General features: G+C 67.6%; 15 protein-coding genes. 9 read left to right on the top strand and 6 right to left on the bottom strand.

Features of this window, described 5'->3' with window-relative positions:
• Positions 1-50: 50 nt before the first annotated feature.
• Entirely contained in the window at positions 51-1,646 is a 1,596-nt protein-coding gene (locus tag A5759_RS01340; protein ID WP_068192911.1) for an MFS transporter, read from the top strand.
• Here A5759_RS01340 and A5759_RS01335 read toward each other — a convergent pair.
• Both A5759_RS01335 and A5759_RS01330 read right to left on the bottom strand, forming a co-directional pair.
• A complete protein-coding gene (locus A5759_RS01335; RefSeq protein ID WP_369816150.1) occupies positions 1,639-5,826 on the bottom strand; it encodes a DUF3367 domain-containing protein in 4,188 nt (1,395 codons plus the stop codon). The two genes, A5759_RS01340 and A5759_RS01335, sit on opposite strands and share 8 nt — an antisense overlap.
• 43 nt (positions 5,827-5,869) lie before the next feature.
• A complete protein-coding gene (locus A5759_RS01330) occupies positions 5,870-6,043 on the bottom strand; it encodes a DUF2613 domain-containing protein (RefSeq protein ID WP_066810839.1) in 174 nt (57 codons plus the stop codon).
• A gap of 108 nt (positions 6,044-6,151) precedes the next feature.
• Here A5759_RS01330 and A5759_RS01325 point away from each other — a divergent pair, with 108 nt between their 5' ends.
• The 5 genes from A5759_RS01325 to A5759_RS01305 all read left to right on the top strand — a co-directional run bounded on the left by A5759_RS01325 (position 6,152) and on the right by A5759_RS01305 (position 11,603).
• Entirely contained in the window at positions 6,152-7,318 is a 1,167-nt protein-coding gene (locus A5759_RS01325; RefSeq protein WP_197505915.1) for a glycoside hydrolase family 3 N-terminal domain-containing protein, read from the top strand.
• A 57-nt stretch (positions 7,319-7,375) separates the two neighbouring features.
• A complete protein-coding gene (locus A5759_RS01320; protein ID WP_068192903.1) occupies positions 7,376-8,005 on the top strand; it encodes a TetR/AcrR family transcriptional regulator in 630 nt (209 codons plus the stop codon).
• Between the two features lie 964 nt (positions 8,006-8,969).
• Positions 8,970-10,475, top strand: a complete 1,506-nt coding sequence (locus A5759_RS01315; protein ID WP_156616765.1) for a hypothetical protein — start codon at positions 8,970-8,972, stop codon at positions 10,473-10,475.
• A gap of 241 nt (positions 10,476-10,716) precedes the next feature.
• On the top strand, positions 10,717-11,157 hold the full coding sequence (locus tag A5759_RS01310; RefSeq protein WP_082961903.1) for a WhiB family transcriptional regulator: 441 nt from the start codon (positions 10,717-10,719) through the stop codon (positions 11,155-11,157).
• Complete coding sequence (locus tag A5759_RS01305) at positions 11,154-11,603, top strand: hypothetical protein (protein ID WP_156616764.1); 450 nt, start codon at positions 11,154-11,156, stop codon at positions 11,601-11,603. The genes A5759_RS01310 and A5759_RS01305 overlap by 4 nt, the downstream gene beginning before the upstream one ends.
• A 407-nt stretch (positions 11,604-12,010) precedes the next feature.
• On the opposite strand, the gene A5759_RS01300 is transcribed toward A5759_RS01305, so the two are convergent.
• Positions 12,011-12,853 carry a MaoC/PaaZ C-terminal domain-containing protein gene (locus tag A5759_RS01300; protein ID WP_068192893.1) on the bottom strand — a complete coding sequence of 281 codons (843 nt, stop codon included), beginning with the start codon at positions 12,851-12,853 and terminating at the stop codon, positions 12,011-12,013.
• Between the two features lies 1 nt (position 12,854).
• Positions 12,855-14,207, bottom strand: a complete 1,353-nt coding sequence (locus A5759_RS01295; protein WP_068192890.1) for a 3-oxoacyl-ACP reductase — start codon at positions 14,205-14,207, stop codon at positions 12,855-12,857.
• Between the two features lie 46 nt (positions 14,208-14,253).
• On the opposite strand from A5759_RS01295, the gene A5759_RS01290 reads away from it, so the two are divergent.
• Positions 14,254-15,552, top strand: a complete 1,299-nt coding sequence (locus tag A5759_RS01290) for an acetyl-CoA C-acetyltransferase (RefSeq protein ID WP_068192887.1) — start codon at positions 14,254-14,256, stop codon at positions 15,550-15,552.
• A gap of 139 nt (positions 15,553-15,691) precedes the next feature.
• On the opposite strand, the gene A5759_RS01285 is transcribed toward A5759_RS01290, so the two are convergent.
• Complete coding sequence (locus A5759_RS01285; RefSeq protein ID WP_068192885.1) at positions 15,692-16,807, bottom strand: TDT family transporter; 1,116 nt, start codon at positions 16,805-16,807, stop codon at positions 15,692-15,694.
• A 68-nt stretch (positions 16,808-16,875) separates the two neighbouring features.
• Between A5759_RS01285 and A5759_RS01280 the strand changes: the two genes are divergently transcribed.
• Positions 16,876-17,808, top strand: a complete 933-nt coding sequence (locus A5759_RS01280; RefSeq protein ID WP_231984497.1) for a TIGR03564 family F420-dependent LLM class oxidoreductase — start codon at positions 16,876-16,878, stop codon at positions 17,806-17,808.
• 234 nt (positions 17,809-18,042) lie between these two features.
• On the opposite strand, the gene A5759_RS01275 is transcribed toward A5759_RS01280, so the two are convergent.
• On the bottom strand, positions 18,043-19,878 hold the full coding sequence (locus tag A5759_RS01275) for an acyl-CoA dehydrogenase (RefSeq protein ID WP_068192878.1): 1,836 nt from the start codon (positions 19,876-19,878) through the stop codon (positions 18,043-18,045).
• A 238-nt stretch (positions 19,879-20,116) separates the two neighbouring features.
• On the opposite strand from A5759_RS01275, the gene A5759_RS01270 reads away from it, so the two are divergent.
• Positions 20,117-21,196 carry a dihydrodipicolinate reductase gene (locus tag A5759_RS01270; RefSeq protein ID WP_068192874.1) on the top strand — a complete coding sequence of 360 codons (1,080 nt, stop codon included), beginning with the start codon at positions 20,117-20,119 and terminating at the stop codon, positions 21,194-21,196.
• Positions 21,197-21,204 lie beyond the last annotated feature (8 nt).

Here is a 21,204-nt window from a genome sequence, read left to right as displayed (position 1 = left end):
CGACCAATCGGGTACTTGAAACTCGATTCGTAGCGAAAGGCCAGAACCGAATGGCGACATCGTCGAGCGTCCGCACCGCGCCGTCGGCGTGGGCGCCGCTGCGGTCTCCGATGTACCGGGCGCTGTGGATCGCGCAGCTCGTGTCGAACCTCGGGACCTGGATGCAGACGGTGGGCGCCCAGTGGATGCTGGTGGCCGATCCCGGCGCCGCCGTGCTGGTGCCTCTGGTACAGACCGCGACGACGCTGCCGGTGATGCTGCTGGCGCTGCCCTCCGGTGTGGTCGCCGATCTGGTCGACCGGCGACGCCTGCTGATCGCCACGCAGTCGGCGATGGCGGCCGGCGTCTCGATCCTGGCGATCTTGACCGGTGTCGGGTTGACGACGCCGGCGGTTCTGCTGATCCTGCTGTTCCTGATCGGATGCGGACAGGCGCTGACGGCTCCGGCGTGGCAGGCTATCCAGCCCGAACTCGTTCCGCGCGAACAGATCCCCGCTGCGGCGGCGCTGACCAGCCTGGCCCTGAACAGCGCGAGGGCGATCGGGCCCGCGATCGCCGGCCTGCTCGTGGCCCTGTCCGGGCCGACGACGGTGTTCGCGCTGAACGCGGTCTCGTTCGTTGGCATCGTCGTGGTGCTGTTCACCTGGCGCCGGCCGGTTGAGGAACGGTTGCTGCCGACCGAGCGACCGTTGTCGGCGCTGAGCGCGGGCGGGCGGTACATCCGCAGCTCGCCGGTGGTGCGGCGCATCCTGCTTCGGGCGCTGCTGTTCATCGCTCCCGGCAGCGCGCTGTGGGGGCTGCTCGCGGTCATCGCCGATCGACAACTGCACCTGTCGTCGGCGGGCTACGGCGTGCTGCTGGGCGCCCTGGGTGTCGGCGCGGTGTGCGGGGCGATGGTGCTGTCCCGGCTGCAGGTCCGGTTCGGGCGCAACGCATTGTTGACGGTGGGCGCGGTCGGTTTCGCGCTCGCCACCGCGGTGCTGGCGCTGGTTCCGGTGCTCGCGGTGGTGATCGTCGCGATGATCGTCGGCGGACTGTCGTGGTTGCTGACCCTGTCGACCCTGAATGCGTCCATGCAGCTGAGCCTTCCGGCCTGGGTACGGGCGCGCGGCCTGTCGGTCTACCAGCTGGTGTTCATGGGTGGGCAGGCGATCGGCTCGCTGGTCTGGGGCCTGGTGGCCGGCGCGACCAACAGCGTGACCGCGCTGCTGATCGCGGCCGGCTTGCTCGCCGCGTGCGCGGTATCGCTGCTGTGGTGGCCGCTGCATCCGGGCACCGGCAACCTCGACGTCGAACCGTCGGGGCACTGGCCGGAACCGGCGCTCGTGTTCGAACCCGCCCCGCCCGACGGCCCGGTCCTCGTGCTCAAGACGTACCGGGTCGCGTCGGAGAATGAGGCGGCGTTCGTTGCGGCGATGGACCGGGTGAAGCGTTCACGGCAGCGCACCGGGGCCGTGCAATGGCGGTTGTTCCGCAGCGGCGAATTCCCCAACACTTTCGTCGAGGCGTTCGTCGTGCGGTCGTGGTACGAGCACCTGCACCAGCACGTCATCCGACAGACGGGCCAGGACCTGATCGCCGAGCAGGAGGTCGACAAGTACGTCGTCGGCGAATCCAAGCTCGAGCATCTGATCGCGGTCAGCTGAGCCGTTTCTCCGTCCGAATCGGCACGGTCGACGCCGCGACCGCGGCCACCGAGACCAACGCCAGCAGTTGCACGCCCCACGAATGCCCGATGTAGCCGTCGACCGCGCGCCACGGATACTGACTCAACACCGCGCCGGCGAGGATCAACCCACCGGCCGCGGTGCCGACCGTGACTGCCTCGCAGAGGTTTTCGCGGTGGCGCAGCAGCCAACGGACGCCGACCGCCAGGCCGACGACCGCGACGCCCGCCACCCCCGAGATCGCCGCGCCGACGGCCAACGCTGCGGCGCCGACGGCGACGGGCCGCGGCCGCCACACCGGCACCGGCTCGGCTTGCGCGGGGCGCCTGCGCATCGGCAGGAAAGCGAGCAGTGCGAGCACCGGCAGCAGCGCGAGCCCGCCGATCAGCCCGGCGCGGTAGGGCACGTTCGTCGGGAAGCTCAGCGTGACCGGGCCGGCCGTACCCGGCGGCAGCACCCAGCCCTGCTGCCAGCCGTTCACCGTGATCGGCGTCAGCTGTGACCCGGCGCTGTCGTGGGCGACCCAGCCGGGGTTGATGCTTTCGGGTACCACGAGGACCCGGGACGCCGACGACGGTGCGACGGTCACCTCGCGGTGATCTGCGCTCCATTGTCCGGTCTGTGCGGGAATGGTTGGCGCCTCGCGTATTTCACCGGCGCGCGGCCCGGCGAGCTGAGCGCCGTCGACGATGAACGCCGCGCCGGGGCTGATGACCAATTCCTGTTGGCCTTCGGGCAGCAGGATCGGCTCGGCCCGGCACGGGCGTGCCGCCACCGGCTCACCGTCGAGGAGGGCGCCGACGGTCGTACTGAGTGAGGTTTGCACGAACTCACCGGCGACGCCGATGACCGGGCCCTTGCCGCACGGCATGTCGATGGTGCGGTTCCGGTTGGCCGCGGCGTCGGCGGCCGCGATCGGTTCGCCGCGGGTGTCGAGCGCGGTCACCTCGGCCAGGCCGGGAGGTTTGAGTTGGTCGAAACCGAGTGCCGTGCGGTCGATGACGTCGTCCCAGTCGAGAAGGGAGATCGTCACGGTGTCGGTGACTCTCGGTTTGAGATCCAGGGTCTGGGCACCGGCATCGCCGGCGACCGGACGGATTTGCGGACCATCACCGAGGTCGACGGCCAGCAGTGTCGGGCGTGCGGGCAAGTCCGACGAACTCGGCGTCACCTGCAGCCCGGCGACCTCGCTGTCCCTCGGCAGTTTCAATGTCAGTGTCGGCGGCGTCCCCTGCTGCACGACCCGCTGCGGGGCGGTCCAGGCGGTGCCCGCATCACCGTCTGCCGCGGCGTAGGCCGAGCCGAGCACGTCGATCGGATCGGCTTCACCCACGGCGCGGGCGGTGCCGGGTGCGCTGATGAGGTCGGCCAGCTGGGGACCCTGACGGGCGCGTACCCACACGGTCGGTGTCACCGCGATCGGTTTTGAAACCGTCAGTGTCCGGCTCAAGTTCACCGGCTCCTCGGCCGACAGCGCCATCAACGCGGCGCACCGGTAGCCGGTCGGACTCTGCGCGCAGCCGGATCGTCCCAGCAGCTCCGAACCCAGATCCCATTGCGCGACAGTCGAATCCGCGGGAGGACCGGGCACGGCGACGGTGTGGCGCAGGCTGACGGGGTGGGCGAAGCCGTTCGCGTCGTACTGGGTGACCGCGAGGTCGGTGATCCCGAACTGCACGCCGGATGAGCCGTCGTCGGTGGCGACCGCGGTGAGCCGCACCCAGGGCGACTCACCGTAAGGCAGTGCCGCGGTGAGCGGCTTGCCTGCTTCGTCGAACCGAAGGGTGCTGGTGCCGTTCACCGTCGAGATCTCGATGCGGCGGATCTGTGCGCCGACCGCGGTGGCGCTGGGTGTGACCGTGATGGTCGCGTTGGTGACGGGGTGGTCGAAGTCCACCTGCATCCACTGGCCGATCGCCGACTGAAGCGAGTTGGAGACCCAACTGGTCGACGGGTCGGCATCGACTGCGGCGGCCGGGCCTGCGGCCGGCGCGACGTTGGGGAGCGCGGTGGAATCGGCCGCCGAACTCGACACCGAGACCCGGCCCCCGTTCCACTGCCCGTAGACCAGATCGGTTCCGGGAGAGGGGTAGTCGATGACCCGGTTGTGGGTGTGCCGCGGATCGTCGGGGGTGCGGATCGCCGACGAGTGGTCGTCGACGCGGCCGTAGTCGGTTTCCCGCGCGAGCGGGGTGTCGGTGACGGTGACCAGCGGGGTCGGCACCCCGGCGCGTTCGGCGTCGGCGGTCAAGAGCATGGGGCCTAGCGGCGGGCGGTCGAGCAGTCGGCGGCGCTCGTCGAGCCGCAGCAGCGCCTCGGGTGCGCCGTCGACGCGCGCCATGCGGTCGGTGTCGACGAGGTAAGGCGTCACCGGGGTTTCGGCGTTGACCCGGTAGATCTCGACGGCGGGGTAGCGCGGGCGCAAGCCGCTGTCGGAGACGAAACCGGCCAGCGTGCCCGCGCCGACCGGATCGCCGAACTCGGCGACCATCTCCAGACCGGGTGAGCCGTCGATCGCGCGGTGCACGAGCAACGGCCGGGCTGACCGGGATGACTCCGGGTCCAGGTCGTTGCGCACCACGACGTACGAAATGCCCTGGCGGGCAAGGGTGTCGGCGAGACCTGCGGATGGGCGGCCCGCGGCGAACAACCGCTGCACGGAGTCCAACGCGCGGATGGTCTGCGGTGGGGTCAGCGGGATCGAATCACGGACCCCCCAGGCACTTTCGCCGAGCACCTGCAGCGGTTCATCGTGGCTGTTGCCCCACACTTGGGTGGCGAACGGAGCGCCCGGCGCCACCAGAACGCGGCCGCCGGTGTTGTGTTCGTCGAGCCAGTCGGCGGTGTCGTGCCAGTACTGCGGGATGGCATCGAACGCGCCTGGCGGAGTGAGACGTCCGGTCCATGCCAGCGACGTACCGGCTGCCAGCGCGACCAGGACCACCATTCCCACAGCGACACGCTTGTCGCGTTCGGGGTGCGCCAGCGCGGTCGTCCACTCCGCTCGCGGCGCGCTGCCCGGCAGCGGGATGCGGCCGAGCAGATGCGCCAACCCCAGCGCCAAGGGCAGTCGCAGCAGGGGTTCGAGCTTGTGCAGGTTGCGCAGCGGGGTGCCCGACGCGTCGAGGAACGCCTGAACCTGCAGTGCGACGGGCGAGCCCAACCCGCCGGAGTAGCCGACGGCGAGCAGCGTGACACCGGTCAGCAGGATGACGATCAGACGACCGCGGGCGGGCATCGTCTTCATCGCCAGCCCCGCCAGGCCCGCGGCGGCGACCAACGTGGTGGCCAGCACGGCGACCGAACCGGTCACCAGTGACGCGCCTGCCGTCGCGTTGGGCGCAACGAACGGGGTCCAGGCGTCGGTGCCGCGCAACATCTCGGTCAGCGACATCCACCGTGTGGTGACGCCGGAGGATTCGATGAAGTCGAGGAACGGTGGGCTGACCCGGCCCAGCATCACCAGCGCGATCGCCCACCACAGCACCGCCAGCGTGATACCGAGCGCCCACCACGCCGTGAACCGCCACCACAGCTTGGTGGGCCGATGACATAACAGCCAGATGGCCGCGCACAGGCAGCCGGTGAGCGTGGCAACCGCGTTGACCGCACCCATCAACGCGATCGCCACCGCCGAGCGCATCGCCAGTACCCGTACGCGCGGATCGGCCCCTGTTTCTCCCGCCCCTCCGGACCCGCCGTTCAATACCAAGATCACCGGCAACAGCACCCAGGGCGCCAACATCATCGGAAGCGTCTCCGACGAGATCGCGCCGATAGTGGTCAGCGTCCGCGGCGAGAGCGCGTAGGCGACCGCGCCGATCACCCGCGACGTCGGGCTGCCGATGCCGAGCGCCTCGGCCACCCGCAGCACACCCCAGAACCCGACGACCAGCAGCAACGCCCACCACAGCCGCTGGGTGACCCAGCCGGGCAGCCCGACGATGTCGCCGATCAAAAAGAAGGTGCCGTGCGGGAACAGGTACCCGTAGGCCTGGTTCTGGGCCTGGCCGAAGGGCAGCTCGCTGTTCCACAGGTTGAACGCGCGCGCGAGGAACCGCAACGGGTTGGCGGTCAGGTCGAGCTTGGTGTCGGGTGAGATCTGTCCGGGTGACTGGGCGAACGTCAGGACCAGCGCCGCCGCAGCGGCCACCCACAACCAGCGCCGGGAGAGCGGGGCCGTCTCAGTGGCGGCCCGGGATTCAGCTGCGGTCGCCGTACTCGACCCTGTTGAGCACCGAAGACGCCGGATCGCCCGCTTGCAGAGGAGGCTTGTTGTCCTGCTGCACCATCAGCGTCACACCGAAAACAGCCGCCGCACCCAACAGCAGACCGACCACGATGCTGGCGGCGGCGGGCACGAGGAACCGATCCATGCGGCAAAACTAGCATGCGGGCCATGTGCCCAGCTGAACCCATGTTCTGGCCGCACACGCCGACCACGAGATAGAACTGAGCCACCACAGCCGTTAGTGTCGAGGCCCATGGCCTTGCCCCGCGCGTTGTGTGCCCTTGTCGCCGCTCCCGTATTGCTGGTGGCGTGCTCGCCCGCCGCGCAGGAAGCCGCGCCGTCACCGACGTCTGCGCCCATCACCAAGGCGGCCACCGCCGTGCCCGCGGCCCCGGCCGCGCCGGCGGCCCCCGCGTGCGGAGCCGGTGAATCGCTGCTGTCGGCGATGTCGACGCGCGACAAGCTCGCCCAACTGCTGATGGTGGGCGTCTCCAATGCGGGTGACGCACGCGCGGTCGTCGACAACCACCACGTCGGCGGCATCTTCGTCGGCAGTTGGACCGACCTGTCGATGCTGTCCGACGGCTCGCTGGCCGCCATCGCTGGATCGGCGACCCCGCTACCGCTCGCGGTCAGCGTTGACGAGGAGGGCGGCCAGGTGTCGCGGCTGGCCGGGCTGATCGGCAGCCAACCGTCGCCCGCGTCGCTGGCGGCCAGCAGCACGCCTGACGAGGTGTACAACATCGCTCTGAAGCGGGGCCAGGCCATGCGCGGGCTTGGTATCACCGTCGACTTCGCGCCGGTCGTCGACGTCGATGGGGGCGGGTCTATCGGCGACCGGTCGTTCGGCTCCGATCCGGCCGTCGTCACCGACTTCGCCGGCGCGTATGCCCGTGGTCTGCGCGACGGCGGCGTGATGCCGGTGCTCAAACACTTCCCCGGCCATGGGCGCGCCTCGGGCGACTCGCACACGGGCGGCGTCACCACGCCACCGATCAGCGAGCTGCAGACCACCGATCTGGTGCCTTACCGGACGCTGACCAGCCAGGCGCCGGTCGGAGTGATGGTCGGTCACCTGCAGGTGCCCGGGCTGACCGGTAGCGATCCAGCCAGCCTGAGCCCGGCGGCCTACGCGCTGCTGCGGTCGGGCAACTACGGCGGCCAGCCGTTCAACGGCCCGGTGTTCACCGATGATCTGTCCGGGATGCGGGCCATCACCGACCGGTTCGGGGTCGCCGAGGCGGCGCTGCGGAGCCTGCAAGCGGGCGCCGACGTCGCGCTATGGCTGAGTACCGGTGAGGTGCCCGCCGTGCTCGACCGGCTGGAGAAGGCGTTGGATGCCGGGGAGCTGTCGATGTCCAGCGTCGACGCCTCGGTGCTGCGGCTGGCGGGAATGAAGGGGCCCAACCCGCGCTGCTGATTCCCGCCCACGTCCGCTGCTGACGCCCTGGTGGCGCGCATTGCTTACCCTGGTGGAATGGCCGGAGGTACCAAGCGGTTGCCGCGCGCGGTGCGCGAGCAGCAGATGCTGGACGCCGCCGTGCAGATCTTCTCGGTGAACGGCTACCACGAGACGTCGATGGACGCGATCGCCGCCGAGGCGCAGATCTCCAAACCGATGCTGTACCTGTACTACGGCTCCAAGGAGGAGTTGTTCGCGGCGTGCCTTGATCGTGAGCTGGCGCGGTTCGTCGACGAGGTGCGCAGTCAGATCGATTTCAAGCAGAGCCCGAAAGACCTGTTGCGCAACGCGGTCCTGGCGTTCCTGAACTACATAGACGCGAACCGGGCGTCGTGGATGGTGCTCTACAGCCAGGCGACCAGTTCGCAGGCGTTCGCCCACACCGTGCGCGAAGGCCGCGAGCGCATCATCGACCTCGTCGGCAGACTGCTGCGCTCGGGCACCCGAAATCCCGAGCCCGACACCGACTTCGACATGATGGCCGTCGCCCTCGTCGGCGCCGGCGAGGCAGTGGCGTCGCGGGTCAGCACCGGCGACGCGGGCGTGGACGAGGCCGCCGAGCTGATGATCAACCTGTTCTGGCGCGGCCTGAAGGGCACCCCGTCCGACCATCCCGTCGACACTGCGGTCAGGTCGCCGAACTGAACAGGTGCCACCTGACGCTCGCGCGAGGGCACGGCTGCCGATCCAGATAATCGCGGGGCGGTATGTCGACATCCGACTACTCGAAGGTTCAGGATTACATCCTGATTGTTCGTCTCAGTGGTCGCCGTACCACGGCGGTGTCACCCCCAGCCGGTAGTCTGGCAACAGCGACATCGTCAACCTGATGAGTCTCACCCGCGTCTACGGCGCAGGGGCGGCAACGCCAGCACAACGCTTGCTGGTACACCTCGGAGGCGACCTAGGACGCCGATGCCGCCTCGACTACACCGGGTCACCACCCGGCACGTCGAGGGGGAGAGCGAAGCGGCCATCTCTGGTCGATCTCCCCGGACCGGCACCAGCGTCCGGGAAAGTCCCGGACGTCCGGAACACAAGATCGGTAAGGACGATGACCGCAAGTATCGATGCACCTTCTACGCCGCAATCAGCAGTCGCTCAAGCCACGGACAAGGTCTTGCCGCGTCCTGTTGAGAGGCTCCAGATGCCGGCATTGGCCACTGCGACCCGCAAGCTGGCCGACAAACTGGTTGACCAATACAACCTGAGTGAGCAGGCCGCCCAAGCATTGGCCGTGGCGACGGTGGATCCCTCTGCGGTCCGCCGAGCTCTCGAGAGTCCCGAGCGGCTCCCAGTGCCCGGGGGAGCGGTCTTGGCCGTGCGAGCCCGAGTTTGGTCTCGCGCGATAATGCCAGATCCGCGAAACCCTCGTGTCGGACCCGCTCGGCGCCATCCGGCTTCAAACACGATCGGTTTGGACGAGCGAACTCGATTCGCCCCATTGGTCGAATCACTTTCTGCCCCGGACGGCAGGGCCGAATTGATCCAAACCGTTCAGAGCCAGGAGCACCTTGCGTGGGCGGCGTTGCAGGCGCGGGATTATGTGATCAGCAACAACGACTGGCGCGAATCCATCCGCAACCAGGGCGTGATGACCGAGGTGTGGGTGGCGCCCACCACGTTCACCCACGAAGATGGAACGCCGGACGTGAGCGCGCCGGTGACCGTCGAGGGCTCAAGCCGCACTACGTGCGTTCACGAGTTGATCGATGTCCGATCCGCCGACGTCCCGTACGGCGCCGAAGAGCGTCGATTGCGGAGTCACATCCGCAAGCTAAACGAGGAGTTCGACGCGGCTGGCAGCCCTGACGAAGTCGACCCCGACGTGGCAGTCAAGCTTCGGTGCGAGATCGTACCGGCGTTGCTCTTGGTTGGCTTCGAACCGCACGACGACACTCCCGTCGACTACGGGGTCGCTATCAAATCCCTTGTCGCCTTGCGACATGTCGACTATCCCAAGCCATGGGGAGAGGCCACCGAGAACGAGGCATTGGCGGATGCGGTCATCGATGAGCTCGAGCGCCGCCGCCTGATCACTACAGGTAAGGCGAAGTGGCTATCCGGTGAGCTGACGCCCGAGGAGGCCGACGACGCCGGGTTTAGCGGCGACCCCGGGATCAGGGCTGCCACGATCGTGCGTCTCTTCACCGAGCGAGACCCTGAGATCCATGCTGCGATCCGCGGTGCCATCACCTCCCAGAGCACCCGGAAGCGCATCACCCCGAAGCTGCTCTTCGAGATCGCGACGGCACTCATGTTGCGATCGCTTGCAGAAGAGGACCCGCGGAGGCGTGAGCGCATTCGCAAGTATCTGCGGGAGTCGTTCGGGCAGGAGCTGACCAAAGACTCCTGGAAAGCGTCACTACGTCCCAGCTACGAACTGGCGGCAGACGCCGAGCTGGAGGTGGGCGCCGGCGAACCCGGATCCGCTACCCGAGAGCTGGCCGCTCGCAGCGCCTACCCGCTCATCGTTTCCGGGGCACTGACCGCCGACCGCGGCACCGTCAACAGCGACCAGCCCGACCGGCGCAATCCTGCGGAAGTCATCGAAAGGATGCGGACCACATCTCGCGGCGTTCGCCAAATGCTCCAGGCCATAAACGATTTCGGAGCAGGGCGCCGAGTTCGATTCATCAATGCCGACGGGCAGGTTGAGACCAGCCCGACGGGCCGGGACTCCGTGGTCAACGACACGATGCTCCGAAGTACGTATCCGCGGCCCGGCGACGGACCGGTGACTGTCTTGGCGCCCACCACCGCAGCGGAACGGCTCGGCAACGCGCTCGGAGAACTGGGGGCCGCCGTGAACGCCGTCGAAGCCGCGGTGACCGCGGTTGAAGCCGTACGGGCGGAAGACGGTTCGTCTGCAATCACCGCCCTGGGCGCTGATAAGGCGGACTGCCAGGCATGGCGCAACATCCTCCTCGATGTGCTCGAGAAGTTGCCCGTGTGGAGGACTACAGGCGAGCAGCGACACGGCGCGATGGCGGATGTCGATGATGCCGATGAGCCGGATGGCGGGCCCATCGACATCTATGACGATGTCGCACCTGACGGTAACGTCGATGAAGAGAATCTCAACGAGGTACTCGATGAGGAGGATGCCGTCTGACCTGATCTGAAACGCGACACGAGACCGCCGCTCGGCCTCACCAGCGCACCAATAGCGCTGGGCGGCAACGCCGATGACCACTACGCCGTCGGTACACCTTGGAGGCGAGCGCAAGTCTCGTTGCCGCTTGTGTTGCACCGGGCACATCGCCCGGCAGACCCGAGTGGGTGCGCCGGAGGGTTCTCCAGCTCGCCCAAAGCCCACCGAATCCGGTGGATCTATCAGCGAGCTGGAGGCAGAAATGCAGACCAAGCACTTTTACACCGGTCGTGAGCGTGAGCTCCTCGACTTGATCAAGACCCCCACCCTGGTTCTCCGCGGTGCAGCCTGCGCGGGGACCGATCCCGAGCTCTACCATCCCGATGGACCGCTCGACGAAGTATCCGCGGCCCGTTGCGCCACCTGCCCGGTGCGGTTGAACTGCCTGGCGCTGGCGTTGCGTGCCGAAGATCCAGATGCGCGGTCCGGATGGTACGGCGGTTTGGGCCCGGCAGAACGGTCTGTCTTGGCAAGGGACCTCACCATTGCATCCGATCCGCCTCCGTCACCCGATCGAGCCCCTGAGGCGATCCGGTTGCGTGCAGCGGGCCTGAGCGTGAACGAAATCGCAACCCGCCTTGCGTGCAGCCGCCGCACGATCCAGCGGTATTTCAGCAAATCAAACGTCGGTGGTGGCAGATGATGATCGAAGACCGTGTTGTCACGACCGCGTTCCTCGTCGAGTTGAACCAGACCCCCGAATGCGATGAGCTCCAGTTCGGACATGGCGTTCTGAACGATCTCGAAGCCGACGCGTTCCACGTGCTGGTTCCGGTTGGGCATACCCATGGATGGACCGAGGCGAGGGTAGTTTGCCAGGTTCAGCTCGCCGTCGGCAACGGCGGCCCCCTCTTGAGAGAGGTGTTGATCTCGCGGGAGCTGTACGAGTCTCTGCCCACCGCGTTCAGCGTGCTGAACACGGTCGGGGACCTGGTGCCGAAGACGGTCGACGAGCTCGACGATGAACTCGCGTCGCTCCTGAGCTCCGGCGACGACAACGCGATCGGTTCGGAAGACGATGACGAGGGCGCCGACTTCGACGCCTACGGCGACGGTGATTGGGATAGCGGCCCGACCGAATACCGGTGACGGGTTAGCACTCGATCTGACGTACCGGCCAGGCGTCCCCAGGGGCGGCACCCGGCCCCGTGGAACCTGAAAACCCGTACATGATGGCTCGGCCGCAATACTGACCGGTCAGAAGGGCGCGGGTAGGGGCAACCCCCTGGGGGTGGCCTCTCCCACGCCGTGCCCGGCATGCCGGAGGCGACGGCACATACCACGTGCCGGTGTCGACGCGCCCCTCCCGTAGCCCGCAACCTCGCGGCATAGCACGCAGCCTGGCCACCACACCTCGTACGCGGCACACCGCTGCAGACTGCGGCAGCGAAACGCATACCCCGTGCTGCCCGCCAGCGTCCACGGTGCGGGGCGAATGTCAATCTGGGGTACACCTCCACTTTGACACTGAGGTCTAGGCTCTCGGACCACTCCGTCTACAGTGAGCGCACCGTCCCGAACAGATGCGGCTCGCGCTTCTTCATGTCGCGCAAGGTCAGATCCCAGCCATCGGACACGCGGTCGACGTAGAGTCCGGCGTTCGCCGGCAGCACGACCGGCTTGGCGAACTTCACCGAATACTTGACCGCATCCGGCAGCTGACCCTCTATGTTCGCCAGAACTGCTGCCGCGCTGAACATCCCGTGCGCGATGACGGTCGGAAAGCCGAACAGCTTGGCCGCGATCGCATTGGTGTGAATCGGGTTGTGGTCGCCGCCCACCGAGGCGTAGTGCCGGATCTGACCCGGGGTGATGCGCAGCATCGCATTCGGCGGCCCGAGTTTCGGCGGCTTCTGCGGCGGCGGTTTCGGCTCGTCGGACAAACTCGTCCGCTGCTGGTGCAGGAACGTCGTCACCTGGTGCCACGCCTGCTCATTGCCGACGTTGACGTCGGTCACGATGTCGACCAGCAGACCTCGGCGATGCTCTCGCAGATTCTCCGCGTGCACCTTCACCGAGACCGCGTCGGTGACCCCGATCGGGCGGTACTGGGTGATGTGGTTCTCGATGTGAACCGATCCCATTGCCGCGAAAGGGAAGTCGAACCCGGTCACCAACGACATCAACGTCGGGAACGTCAGCGCGAACGGATACGTCAGCGGGACCGTGTCCCCGAACTGCAGTCCGGTGACCGCCGCGTAGGCAGCCACGTTCTCGGCGTCGATGCTCAAGTCCTCGACGGTCAGCGTGCGATCGGGCAGCGTCTCGCCGCGCGGCACGAACGGCAGGGCGCCCGCCGCCGCGCGCGCCAGATTCATCAGACCCGACGGTTGGCTCATGTCACGCCCCCAGCCAGGCCTGGCCGCACACCCGCACCGTGTTGCCGGTGACGGCGTTGGACGCGGGGCTGGCGAAGTAGGCGATGGTCTCGGCGACATCGACCGGTTGGCCGCCCTGGTACAGCGAATTGAGCCGCCTGCCTACCTCGCGGGTGGCCAGCGGGATCGCCTCGGTCATCTTGGTCTCGATGAAGCCAGGGGCCACCGCGTTGACCGTGACGCCCTTGTCGGCGTACGCCTCCGACAGGCTGTCGGTCAGCCCGATCATGCCTGCCTTGGTCGCGGCGTAGTTGGTCTGCCCGCGGTTGCCCGCAATGCCGGCCATCGACGACAGGCCGACGATCCGACCGCCCTCGCCCAACACGCCGTTGTTCACCAGTCCCTCGGCAAGGGCAAGCGGCGCAACGAGATTCACCGCCACGACCGAATCCCACCGCCCCTCGTCCATGTTGGCCAGCAGCTTGTCGCGGGTGATGCCGGCGTTGTTGACCAGGATGTCGACGCGACCGTCGTAGTGGTCGCGCACATGCTCGGTGATGCGCTCGACCGCGTCGTCGGCGGTCACGTCCAGGGCCAGCGCCGTTCCGCCGACCTTCGTGGCGGTCACGCCGAGCGCTTCCTGCGCGCCCTCGACGTCGATGCAGATCACCTTCGCGCCGTCGCGGCTGAACACCTCGGCGATCGTCGCGCCGATGCCGCGCGCGGCGCCGGTCACGATCGCGACCTTGCCGTCGAGCGGCCGGTCCCAGTCCGCGGGCGGAGAAGCGTCGTCCGCACCGATCCGGAACACCTGCCCGTCGACGTAGGCCGACTTGCCCGACAACAGGAACCGCATCGTCGACTCCAGACCCGTCGCGGCGGGCTTGGCGGCGGGGGAGACGTAGACGAGGTTCACCGTCGCGCCGCGGCGCATCTCCTTGCCGAGCGAGCGGGTGAAGCCCTCGAGCGCGCGCTGCGCGATGCGCTCATGTTCACTGCCCGCGTCCTCGGGGGTTGTGCCGATGACGACGACGCGGCCGGACGGTCCGAGGTTGCGCAACAGCGGGGTGAAGAACTCGTAGAGCCCCTTGAGGCCGGTCGGCTCGGTGATGCCCGTTGCGTCGTACACCAGCGCGCCGAAGGAGTCGGCCCAACGACCGCCCAGGTTGTCGGAGACGACGTCGTAGTCGTCGGCCAGCGCGGTGCGCAGCGGTTCGACGAGTCGGCCCTCGCCGCCGATCAGCAACGTGCCCGCCAGCGGCGGATCACCTGGCTTGTAGCGGCGCAGCGTCTCGGGCTGGGGGATGCCCAGTTGCTTGGCGAGGAACGATCCGGGCGTCGAGTGGACGATTTGCGAGTACAGATCCGATGCCATGAGGACGAACTTACTCCAGAGTAAGAAGGGTGGGTACTATGGGTGCATGCCTAGTGATACCCGCCGACGCGTCGCCATCCTCGGTGGCAACAGAATTCCTTTCGCCCGCTCCGATGGCGCGTACGCCAATGCGTCGAACCAGGACATGTTCACCGCCGCCCTGGGCGGCCTGATCGAGCGCTTCAACCTCGACGGGGAGACGCTCGGCGCGGTGATCGGCGGTGCCGTGCTCAAGCACAGCCGCGACTTCAACCTGATCCGCGAATGCGTGCTCGGCAGCGCGCTCTCCTCCTACACGCCCGCGTTCGACATCCAGCAGGCGTGCGGCACGGGCCTGCAGGCGGCCATCTCCGCGGCCGACGGCATCGCCGCGGGTCGCTATGAGGTCGCGGCGGCCGGCGGCGTCGACACCGCTTCGGATGCGCCGATCGCGCTCGGCGACGACCTTCGCCGCACGCTACTCGGGCTGCGCCGTGCGAAGTCGAACGTCGACCGGCTCAAGCTAGTGGGCAAACTACCCGCCTCGGTGGGCATCCAGATCCCGGTCAACAGCGAGCCCCGCACCGGCATGTCGATGGGCGAGCACGCCGCCGTCACCGCCAAGGAAATGGGCATCAAGCGCGTCGACCAGGACGAGTTGGCCGCCGCCAGTCACCGCAACATGACCGCCGCCTACGACCGCGGCTTCTTCGACGACCTGGTCACGCCGTTCCTCGGCGTGTACCGCGACAACAACCTGCGTCCCGACTCCTCGGCCGAGAAGCTGGCCAAGCTCAAGCCTGTCTTCGGTGTCCGCAACGGCGACGCGACGATGACGGCGGGCAACTCCACGCCGCTGACCGACGGCGCCTCGGTGTCCTTGCTGGCGACCGACGAGTGGGCCTCGGCGCATGGCATCGAACCGCTCGCCTACTTCGTCGACGCGGAGACCGCCGCAGTGGACTACGTCAACGGCAAGGACGGATTGCTGATGGCGCCGACCTATGCGGTGCCGCGGCTGCTGGCCCGCAACGGCCTGACCCTGCAGGACTTCGACTTCTACGAAATCCACGAGGCGTTCGCGTCGGTGGTGCTCGCGCACATGCAGGCGTGGGAGTCCGAGGAGTACTGCAAGGAACGCCTCGGCTTGGATGCCGCGCTCGGGTCGATCGACCGGTCGAAGCTCAACGTCAACGGGTCGTCGTTGGCGGCGGGCCATCCGTTCGCCGCGACCGGCGGGCGGATCGTGTCGCAGTTGGCCAAGCAGCTGGCCGAGAAGAAGAAAGAGACCGGTCAATCGGTGCGCGGGCTGATTTCGATCTGCGCCGCCGGCGGGCAGGGCGTGGCGGCCATTCTGGAAGCCTGACCAGCCCGGCAGGACCGCCAAAAAATACTGACGGCAGCGTGTAACGCCCCCCGGAAACGCACCGATACACCGGATAGCTCCGTGCTGCCGTCTGACCCCCCGACCCGACGGCAGCACGGGGCTCTTAACTTTTCGGGCCTCAGGCCGGCGGAGGATCCTTTTTCGCCTTGATCGGCCCGGCAGCCGCCGGCGCGAACAGGGCACCGCGGAAACTGCCGCCCATCGTGCGGACCGCGACCAGCGCCCACGTGCCCAACAGACCGGCGTAGGCGACGGCGGCGGCCACGTGGAACGCGGGCAGGCCGGTGTGGTTCGCCAGTTGCGTGGTTCCGGTGACGAAGGTTCCGACCGGGAACGTCAGGCTCCACCACGTCAACGCGAACGGCATCCCACGGCGCATCGTGCGCACGGTCAGTTCGGTGGCCAGCACGATCCACAACACCGCGAAACCCCACACCGGCACGCCGAACAGCACCGCGAACACATTCATCGCGTCGGCCAGCTCAGTCGACACCGCCGCCCCGGCGTGCGCACCGAGCAGCCCGGCCGCGGTGATGCCCTGTCCGAGCGGGCCGAGCACGATCCACAGTGTGGGCACCCGCGCCGTGCCCGAGGTGCCGTACAGCGCCAGCCTGCTCCAGATCATCGTGATGATGATCAAGGCCGCGAACAACGACAGGCCGAACATCGCGTAGCACCCGTAGAGCATCGTCGCGCGCCCGGTCCCCGGATCCATGTGCGGGATCAGCAGCGCACCCGAGGCGGCCGACACCATCGGCGGCACCACCGGCATCAACCAGCCACCGAACGCGGCGTCGGGCTCGACGTTGAGCTGCGTGAACATCAGAAACGGGATGGTCGCCGCGGTGAACAGCCCTCCGACGGTGCCTGCCGTCCACAACACCCACGCCAGGTCGACAGCCGCTCTCTCGCCGATCAGATCCTTGCCGATCAGCAGCGCGCCCGAGCCCACGGTTAGCAACGCCATCGGCGCCGCTCCGTAGAAATGCGTCATCTGCGGATTGCGGACATGTCCACGCGCGGCCACCGGGTGCCGGATCCGTTGCACGCTGACCGCGATGCCGAGCACCACGAGCAGAAGCGCCGCGAAGACCCACACCACGCGCGAGAACACGTGCAGTCCGGGGACGTGCACGGGCAGCGTGGCGCCGGCGGTGGCGACGATGCCGGTGCCCATCACCGAGGCGAACCAGTTGGGTCCGAGGTGTTGTAGCCGCGCCAACTCGGTCGTCATGGCCCAGTATGTTCAGACCGCCTCCAGCACGCGGGAAGGCTCGCCGCCGGTCGTGCTTCGATGGAGGGGTGCAGATCAGTGTCGCCCTCACCGGACTCATCACCGATGCCGACGGCCGCTCGCCGCTCGACGGCGTCTTGACGAAGCTGACGTCGTTGCACGACGAGGGATTTCGACGGGTGTGGATGGCGCAGCTGCCCTACGACCCCGACCTGTTGACGATTCTGGCCGTCGCGTTTCGCGAGATCGACACCATCGAGGTGGCTTCAGGGGTTATCCCGATTCAGGTGCAGCACCCCACCCAACTGGCGCAGCGCGCGCTGACGCTGAATGCCATCGCCGGCGGCCGCTTCACCCTGGGCATCGGGTTGAGCCATCGCATGGTGACCGAAGGGGTGTGGGGCATCTCGTACGACAAACCGGTGCGGCAGATGCGCGAGTACCTCGACGCGCTGCTGCCCCTGCTGGCCGGCGAGCCCGCCGACGCCTCCGGAGATATCTGGACGACCCGAGGCTCATTGAAGGTGCCCGGCGCTCCGCGGCCCGACGTCTACCTCGCAGCACTCGGCCCGCAGATGCTGCGCCTGGCCGGTCGTCGCAGTGCCGGGACGATGACGTGGATGACGGGTCCCAGGACGCTGGCCGACCACGTCGTCCCGACCCTGCGCACGGCCGCAGTGGAGGCGGGCCGCGACGAGGCCTCGGTTCGGGTGGTGGCGTCATTGCCGATCAGCGTCACCGACGACGTCGATGGCGCCCGGGCTGAAGCCGCCGAGGAGTTCGCCATCTACGGACAGTTGCCGTCGTACCGCGCCATGCTCGACCGCGAGGGCTACGCAGAACCCGCCGACGCCGCGATCATCGGCGACGAGGAGTCGGTGTCTCAGCGGCTCGACGAACTGGGCGCTGCCGGTGTCGACGAGTTCGTCGCCAGCGTCTTCGACTCAGACCCCGAGGCGCGTGCGCGCACCCGGGCGCTGTTGCGGTCCAGGGACGCCTGACCGAAGAAAATTCGCACTGGTGTGATCGAGATCACGGGCGTACGATCGGTCGCACGACGGGTTCGGGAGTGACTTTTCCGAAGAGTCGGCAAGGGTTGAAAGCCGACCGCGCGAGACTGATGTGACGCACCTGGTGTCCTCCCGAACCCGCCCTTATGTGAACTTGATTCCGATGCAAAACGCCCCCGGGAAGAGACCGGGGGCGTTTTGTTTCAGCGAAGCGACTGAAGGCTCTTAGAAGGCCGCCTCGTCGAGTTCCATCACCTCATTGTCGAGGTTCTCGATGATCTGACGCGTGCTGGTGAGCATCGGCAGGAAGTTCTTCGCGAAGAACGACGCCACTGCGACCTTGCCCTCGTAGAAGGCGCGGTCGTCACCGGCCACACCCGCGTCGAGCTTGTCGACGGCCACCGCGGCGTGCTGCTGCAGGAGCCAGCCGATGACCAGGTCGCCGACGCTCATCAGGAAGCGCACCGAACCCAGGCCGACCTTGTACAGCTCGGTCGAGTTCTCCTGCGCCGCCATCAGATAGCCGGTGAGCGAGGCCGCCATCGCCTGGACGTCCTCCAGCGCGGTCGCCAGCAGCGCACGCTCGGCCTTGAGTCGGCCGTTGCCCGACTCGTTCTTGACGAACTGCTCGATCTGGCCGGCCACGTGAGCCAGCGCCACACCCTTGTCGCGGACGATCTTGCGGAAGAAGAAGTCCTGCGCCTGGATGGCCGTGGTGCCCTCGTAGAGCGAGTCGATCTTGGCGTCACGGATGTACTGCTCGATCGGGTAGTCCTGTAGGAAGCCCGATCCGCCGAGGGTCTGCAGGCTCTCGGTCAGCTTGGCGTAGGCCTGCTCGGAGCCGACACCCTTGACGATCGGCAGCATCAGGTCGTTGACCCGCGCGGCGAGCTCGGCGTCGATCTCGTGCACGGCTTTGGCCACCGCGGCATCCTGGTAGGTCGCCGTGTAGAGGTACAGCGCGCGCAGTCCCTCGGCATAGGCCTTCTGGGTCATCAGCGAACGACGCACGTCGGGGTGGTGCGTGATGGTCACACGCGGAGCCGTCTTGTCGGTCATCTGCGTCATGTCGGCGCCCTGCACACGCTCCTTGGCGTACTCGAGCGCGTTGAGGTAGCCGGTCGACAGCGTCGCAATCGCCTTGGTGCCCACCATCATTCGGGCCTGCTCGATGACGTCGAACATCTGCGCGATGCCGTCGTGCACCTCGCCGACCAGCCAGCCGACGGCCGGGGTGCCGTGCTGCCCCAGGGACAGCTCACAGGTGGCCGAGACCTTCAGGCCCATCTTGTGCTCGACGTTGGTGACGAAGACACCGTTGCGCTCGCCGGGCTCACCGGTCTCCGGGTCGAAGTGGAACTTCGGCACGAAGAACAGCGAGAGGCCCTTGGTGCCCGGGCCTGCGCCCTCGGGGCGGGCCAGCACCAGGTGCATGATGTTCTCGAACAGGTCGTCGGAGTCGCCCGAGGTGATGAAGCGCTTGACGCCGTCGATGTGCCAGGTGCCGTCGGGCTGCTGCACGGCCTTGGTGCGGCCGGCGCCGACGTCGGAACCCGCATCGGGCTCGGTCAGCACCATGGTGGCGCCCCAGTTGCGCTCGGCGGCCAGCACGGCCCACTTCTTCTGCTCGTCGGTGCCGTTGTTGTAGAAGATCTCGCACATGCCCGCGCCCATCGCGTACATGTAGGCAGCGGGGTTGGCGCCGAGAATGTGCTCGATCAGCGCCCACTGCAGCGCGCGGGGCATCGGCATGCCGCCGAGTTCCTCGGAAAGGCCGACCTTGTCCCAGCCACCCTCGAGCAGCGCGCGCATCGACTTCTTGAACGAGTCGGGCAGCGTCACCGAGTGGGTGTTGGGGTCGAACGTCGGCGGGTTGCGGTCTGCGTCGACGAACGACTCGGCGATCGGGCCCTCAGCCAACCGGGCGATCTCGCCGAGCATCTCGCGGGCGGTGTCCACGTCCAGTTCGGCGTAGTCACCCTCGCCAAGCGCCTTGTCAACGCCGAAGACCTCGAAAAGGTTGAATACCTGGTCACGAACGTTGCTCTTATAGTGGCTCACGGTTCCTCCTCGGTGAGACGGCCACTGTTGGTTGGGTACTTCTTGCTTAAGTTACCCACCAGTAACTGCCCGAACTATACCCATCAGTAACTTCAACTCAAACCACCTCGTAACAATTTCCGGGACCTAACTAACCGCCCGGTTGGTCGGGGAACCGAAATCCGCAGTTGACAGGTGTCTGGCCAGGCGCTGACGCCCATTGTGAGAATCGTCACGCCGGTCCGGATAGGGTGTTGCGATGCTTCGTATCGCGGTCTGGGGGACGGGCAACATGGGGGCGGCGGCCATCCGCTCGACGGTGGCCTTTCCGGGCCTGACACTGGCCGGCGTCATCACGTCATCGCCGGACAAAGCGGGCAAGGACGCCGCCGCGTTCGCCGCACTCGACGGGTCGACCGGCGTCACCGCCACCACCGACGTCGACGCGGCGCTCGCCGACTGTGATGCCGTCGCCTACATGGCTTCCGGCGACATTCGACCGGACGACGCCGTCGCCGACATCGAACGCTGCCTGCGGGCGGGCAGGCATGTGGTGACGCCGTCGCTGTACTCGCTCTACGACCCGCGTTCGGCGCCACCTGAATGGGTCGACCGGCTCACCCGCGCCGCCGAGGAAGGCAACTGCACGCTGCTTGTCAGCGGCGTCGACCCGGGCTGGGGCAACGACGCGCTCGCGGTGATCGCCGCCGGTCTGTGCACCAGGATCAACAGCATCCACTGCCAGGAGATCTTCGACTACTCCACCTACAACCAGCCGTTCGCGGTGAAGGTGTCGTGTGGTTTTGGGGGATCGATGGACGAGACCCCGATGATGTTGCTTCCGTCTATCCCGACGATGGTGTGGGGCGGCAACATTCGGCTGGTGGGCCGCACCCTCGGAATGGAGATCGACGAGATCGCCGAGGAGATCGAACGACGCCCGCTGGAGGAGCCCGTCGAGACGGTGATGGGCCGATTCGAGAAAGGCACGCAAGGCGCGTTCTGGTTGAAGGTGATCGGCAAGTCGGGCGGACGCGAACGCATCGTCATCGATCACATCACCCGCATCCACTCGTCGTGTGCGCCGGACTGGCCGTATCCCGATGAGGGCGTCGGCGACCACCGCGTGATCATCGACGGCGATCCACGATTGACGATCACCACGCGCGCCGATGTGCCCGGCGGTACCCGCGCCGACGGCGGCAACACCACGGCCGCCAATCGACTGCTCGGCGCGCTTGCCTGGCTCGTAGAACAGAAGCCGGGCATCTACGACGGGCTCGACGCGCCGCTGCAGACGACGCTGCCGCCCGAGGTGCAGGCGCAGCGCTGGGCATAGCTCTCCCG

This window comes from Mycobacterium sp. 852014-52144_SCH5372336 (assembly GCF_001665615.1).
Classification (GTDB): Bacteria; Actinomycetota; Actinomycetes; order Mycobacteriales; family Mycobacteriaceae; genus Mycobacterium; species Mycobacterium neumannii_A.
Note: the sequence above shows the minus strand (reverse complement) of the source record. Positions and strands in the feature narration are given on the sequence as shown.

What these genes read in the sequence shown, in the direction of transcription:
- A5759_RS01340 (WP_068192911.1), top strand. Translation starts at nt 51, where the DNA reads ATGGCGACATCGTCGAGCGTCCGCACCGCGCCGTCGGCGTGGGCGCCG.
- A5759_RS01330 (WP_066810839.1), bottom strand. Translation starts at nt 6,043, where the DNA reads ATGGATCGGTTCCTCGTGCCCGCCGCCGCCAGCATCGTGGTCGGTCTG.
- A5759_RS01325 (WP_197505915.1), top strand. Translation starts at nt 6,152, where the DNA reads ATGGCCTTGCCCCGCGCGTTGTGTGCCCTTGTCGCCGCTCCCGTATTG.
- A5759_RS01320 (WP_068192903.1), top strand. Translation starts at nt 7,376, where the DNA reads ATGGCCGGAGGTACCAAGCGGTTGCCGCGCGCGGTGCGCGAGCAGCAG.
- A5759_RS01310 (WP_082961903.1), top strand. Translation starts at nt 10,717, where the DNA reads ATGCAGACCAAGCACTTTTACACCGGTCGTGAGCGTGAGCTCCTCGAC.
- A5759_RS01305 (WP_156616764.1), top strand. Translation starts at nt 11,154, where the DNA reads ATGATGATCGAAGACCGTGTTGTCACGACCGCGTTCCTCGTCGAGTTG.
- A5759_RS01300 (WP_068192893.1), bottom strand. Translation starts at nt 12,853, where the DNA reads ATGAGCCAACCGTCGGGTCTGATGAATCTGGCGCGCGCGGCGGCGGGC.
- A5759_RS01295 (WP_068192890.1), bottom strand. Translation starts at nt 14,207, where the DNA reads ATGGCATCGGATCTGTACTCGCAAATCGTCCACTCGACGCCCGGATCG.
- A5759_RS01290 (WP_068192887.1), top strand. Translation starts at nt 14,254, where the DNA reads ATGCCTAGTGATACCCGCCGACGCGTCGCCATCCTCGGTGGCAACAGA.
- A5759_RS01285 (WP_068192885.1), bottom strand. Translation starts at nt 16,807, where the DNA reads ATGACGACCGAGTTGGCGCGGCTACAACACCTCGGACCCAACTGGTTC.
- A5759_RS01270 (WP_068192874.1), top strand. Translation starts at nt 20,117, where the DNA reads ATGCTTCGTATCGCGGTCTGGGGGACGGGCAACATGGGGGCGGCGGCC.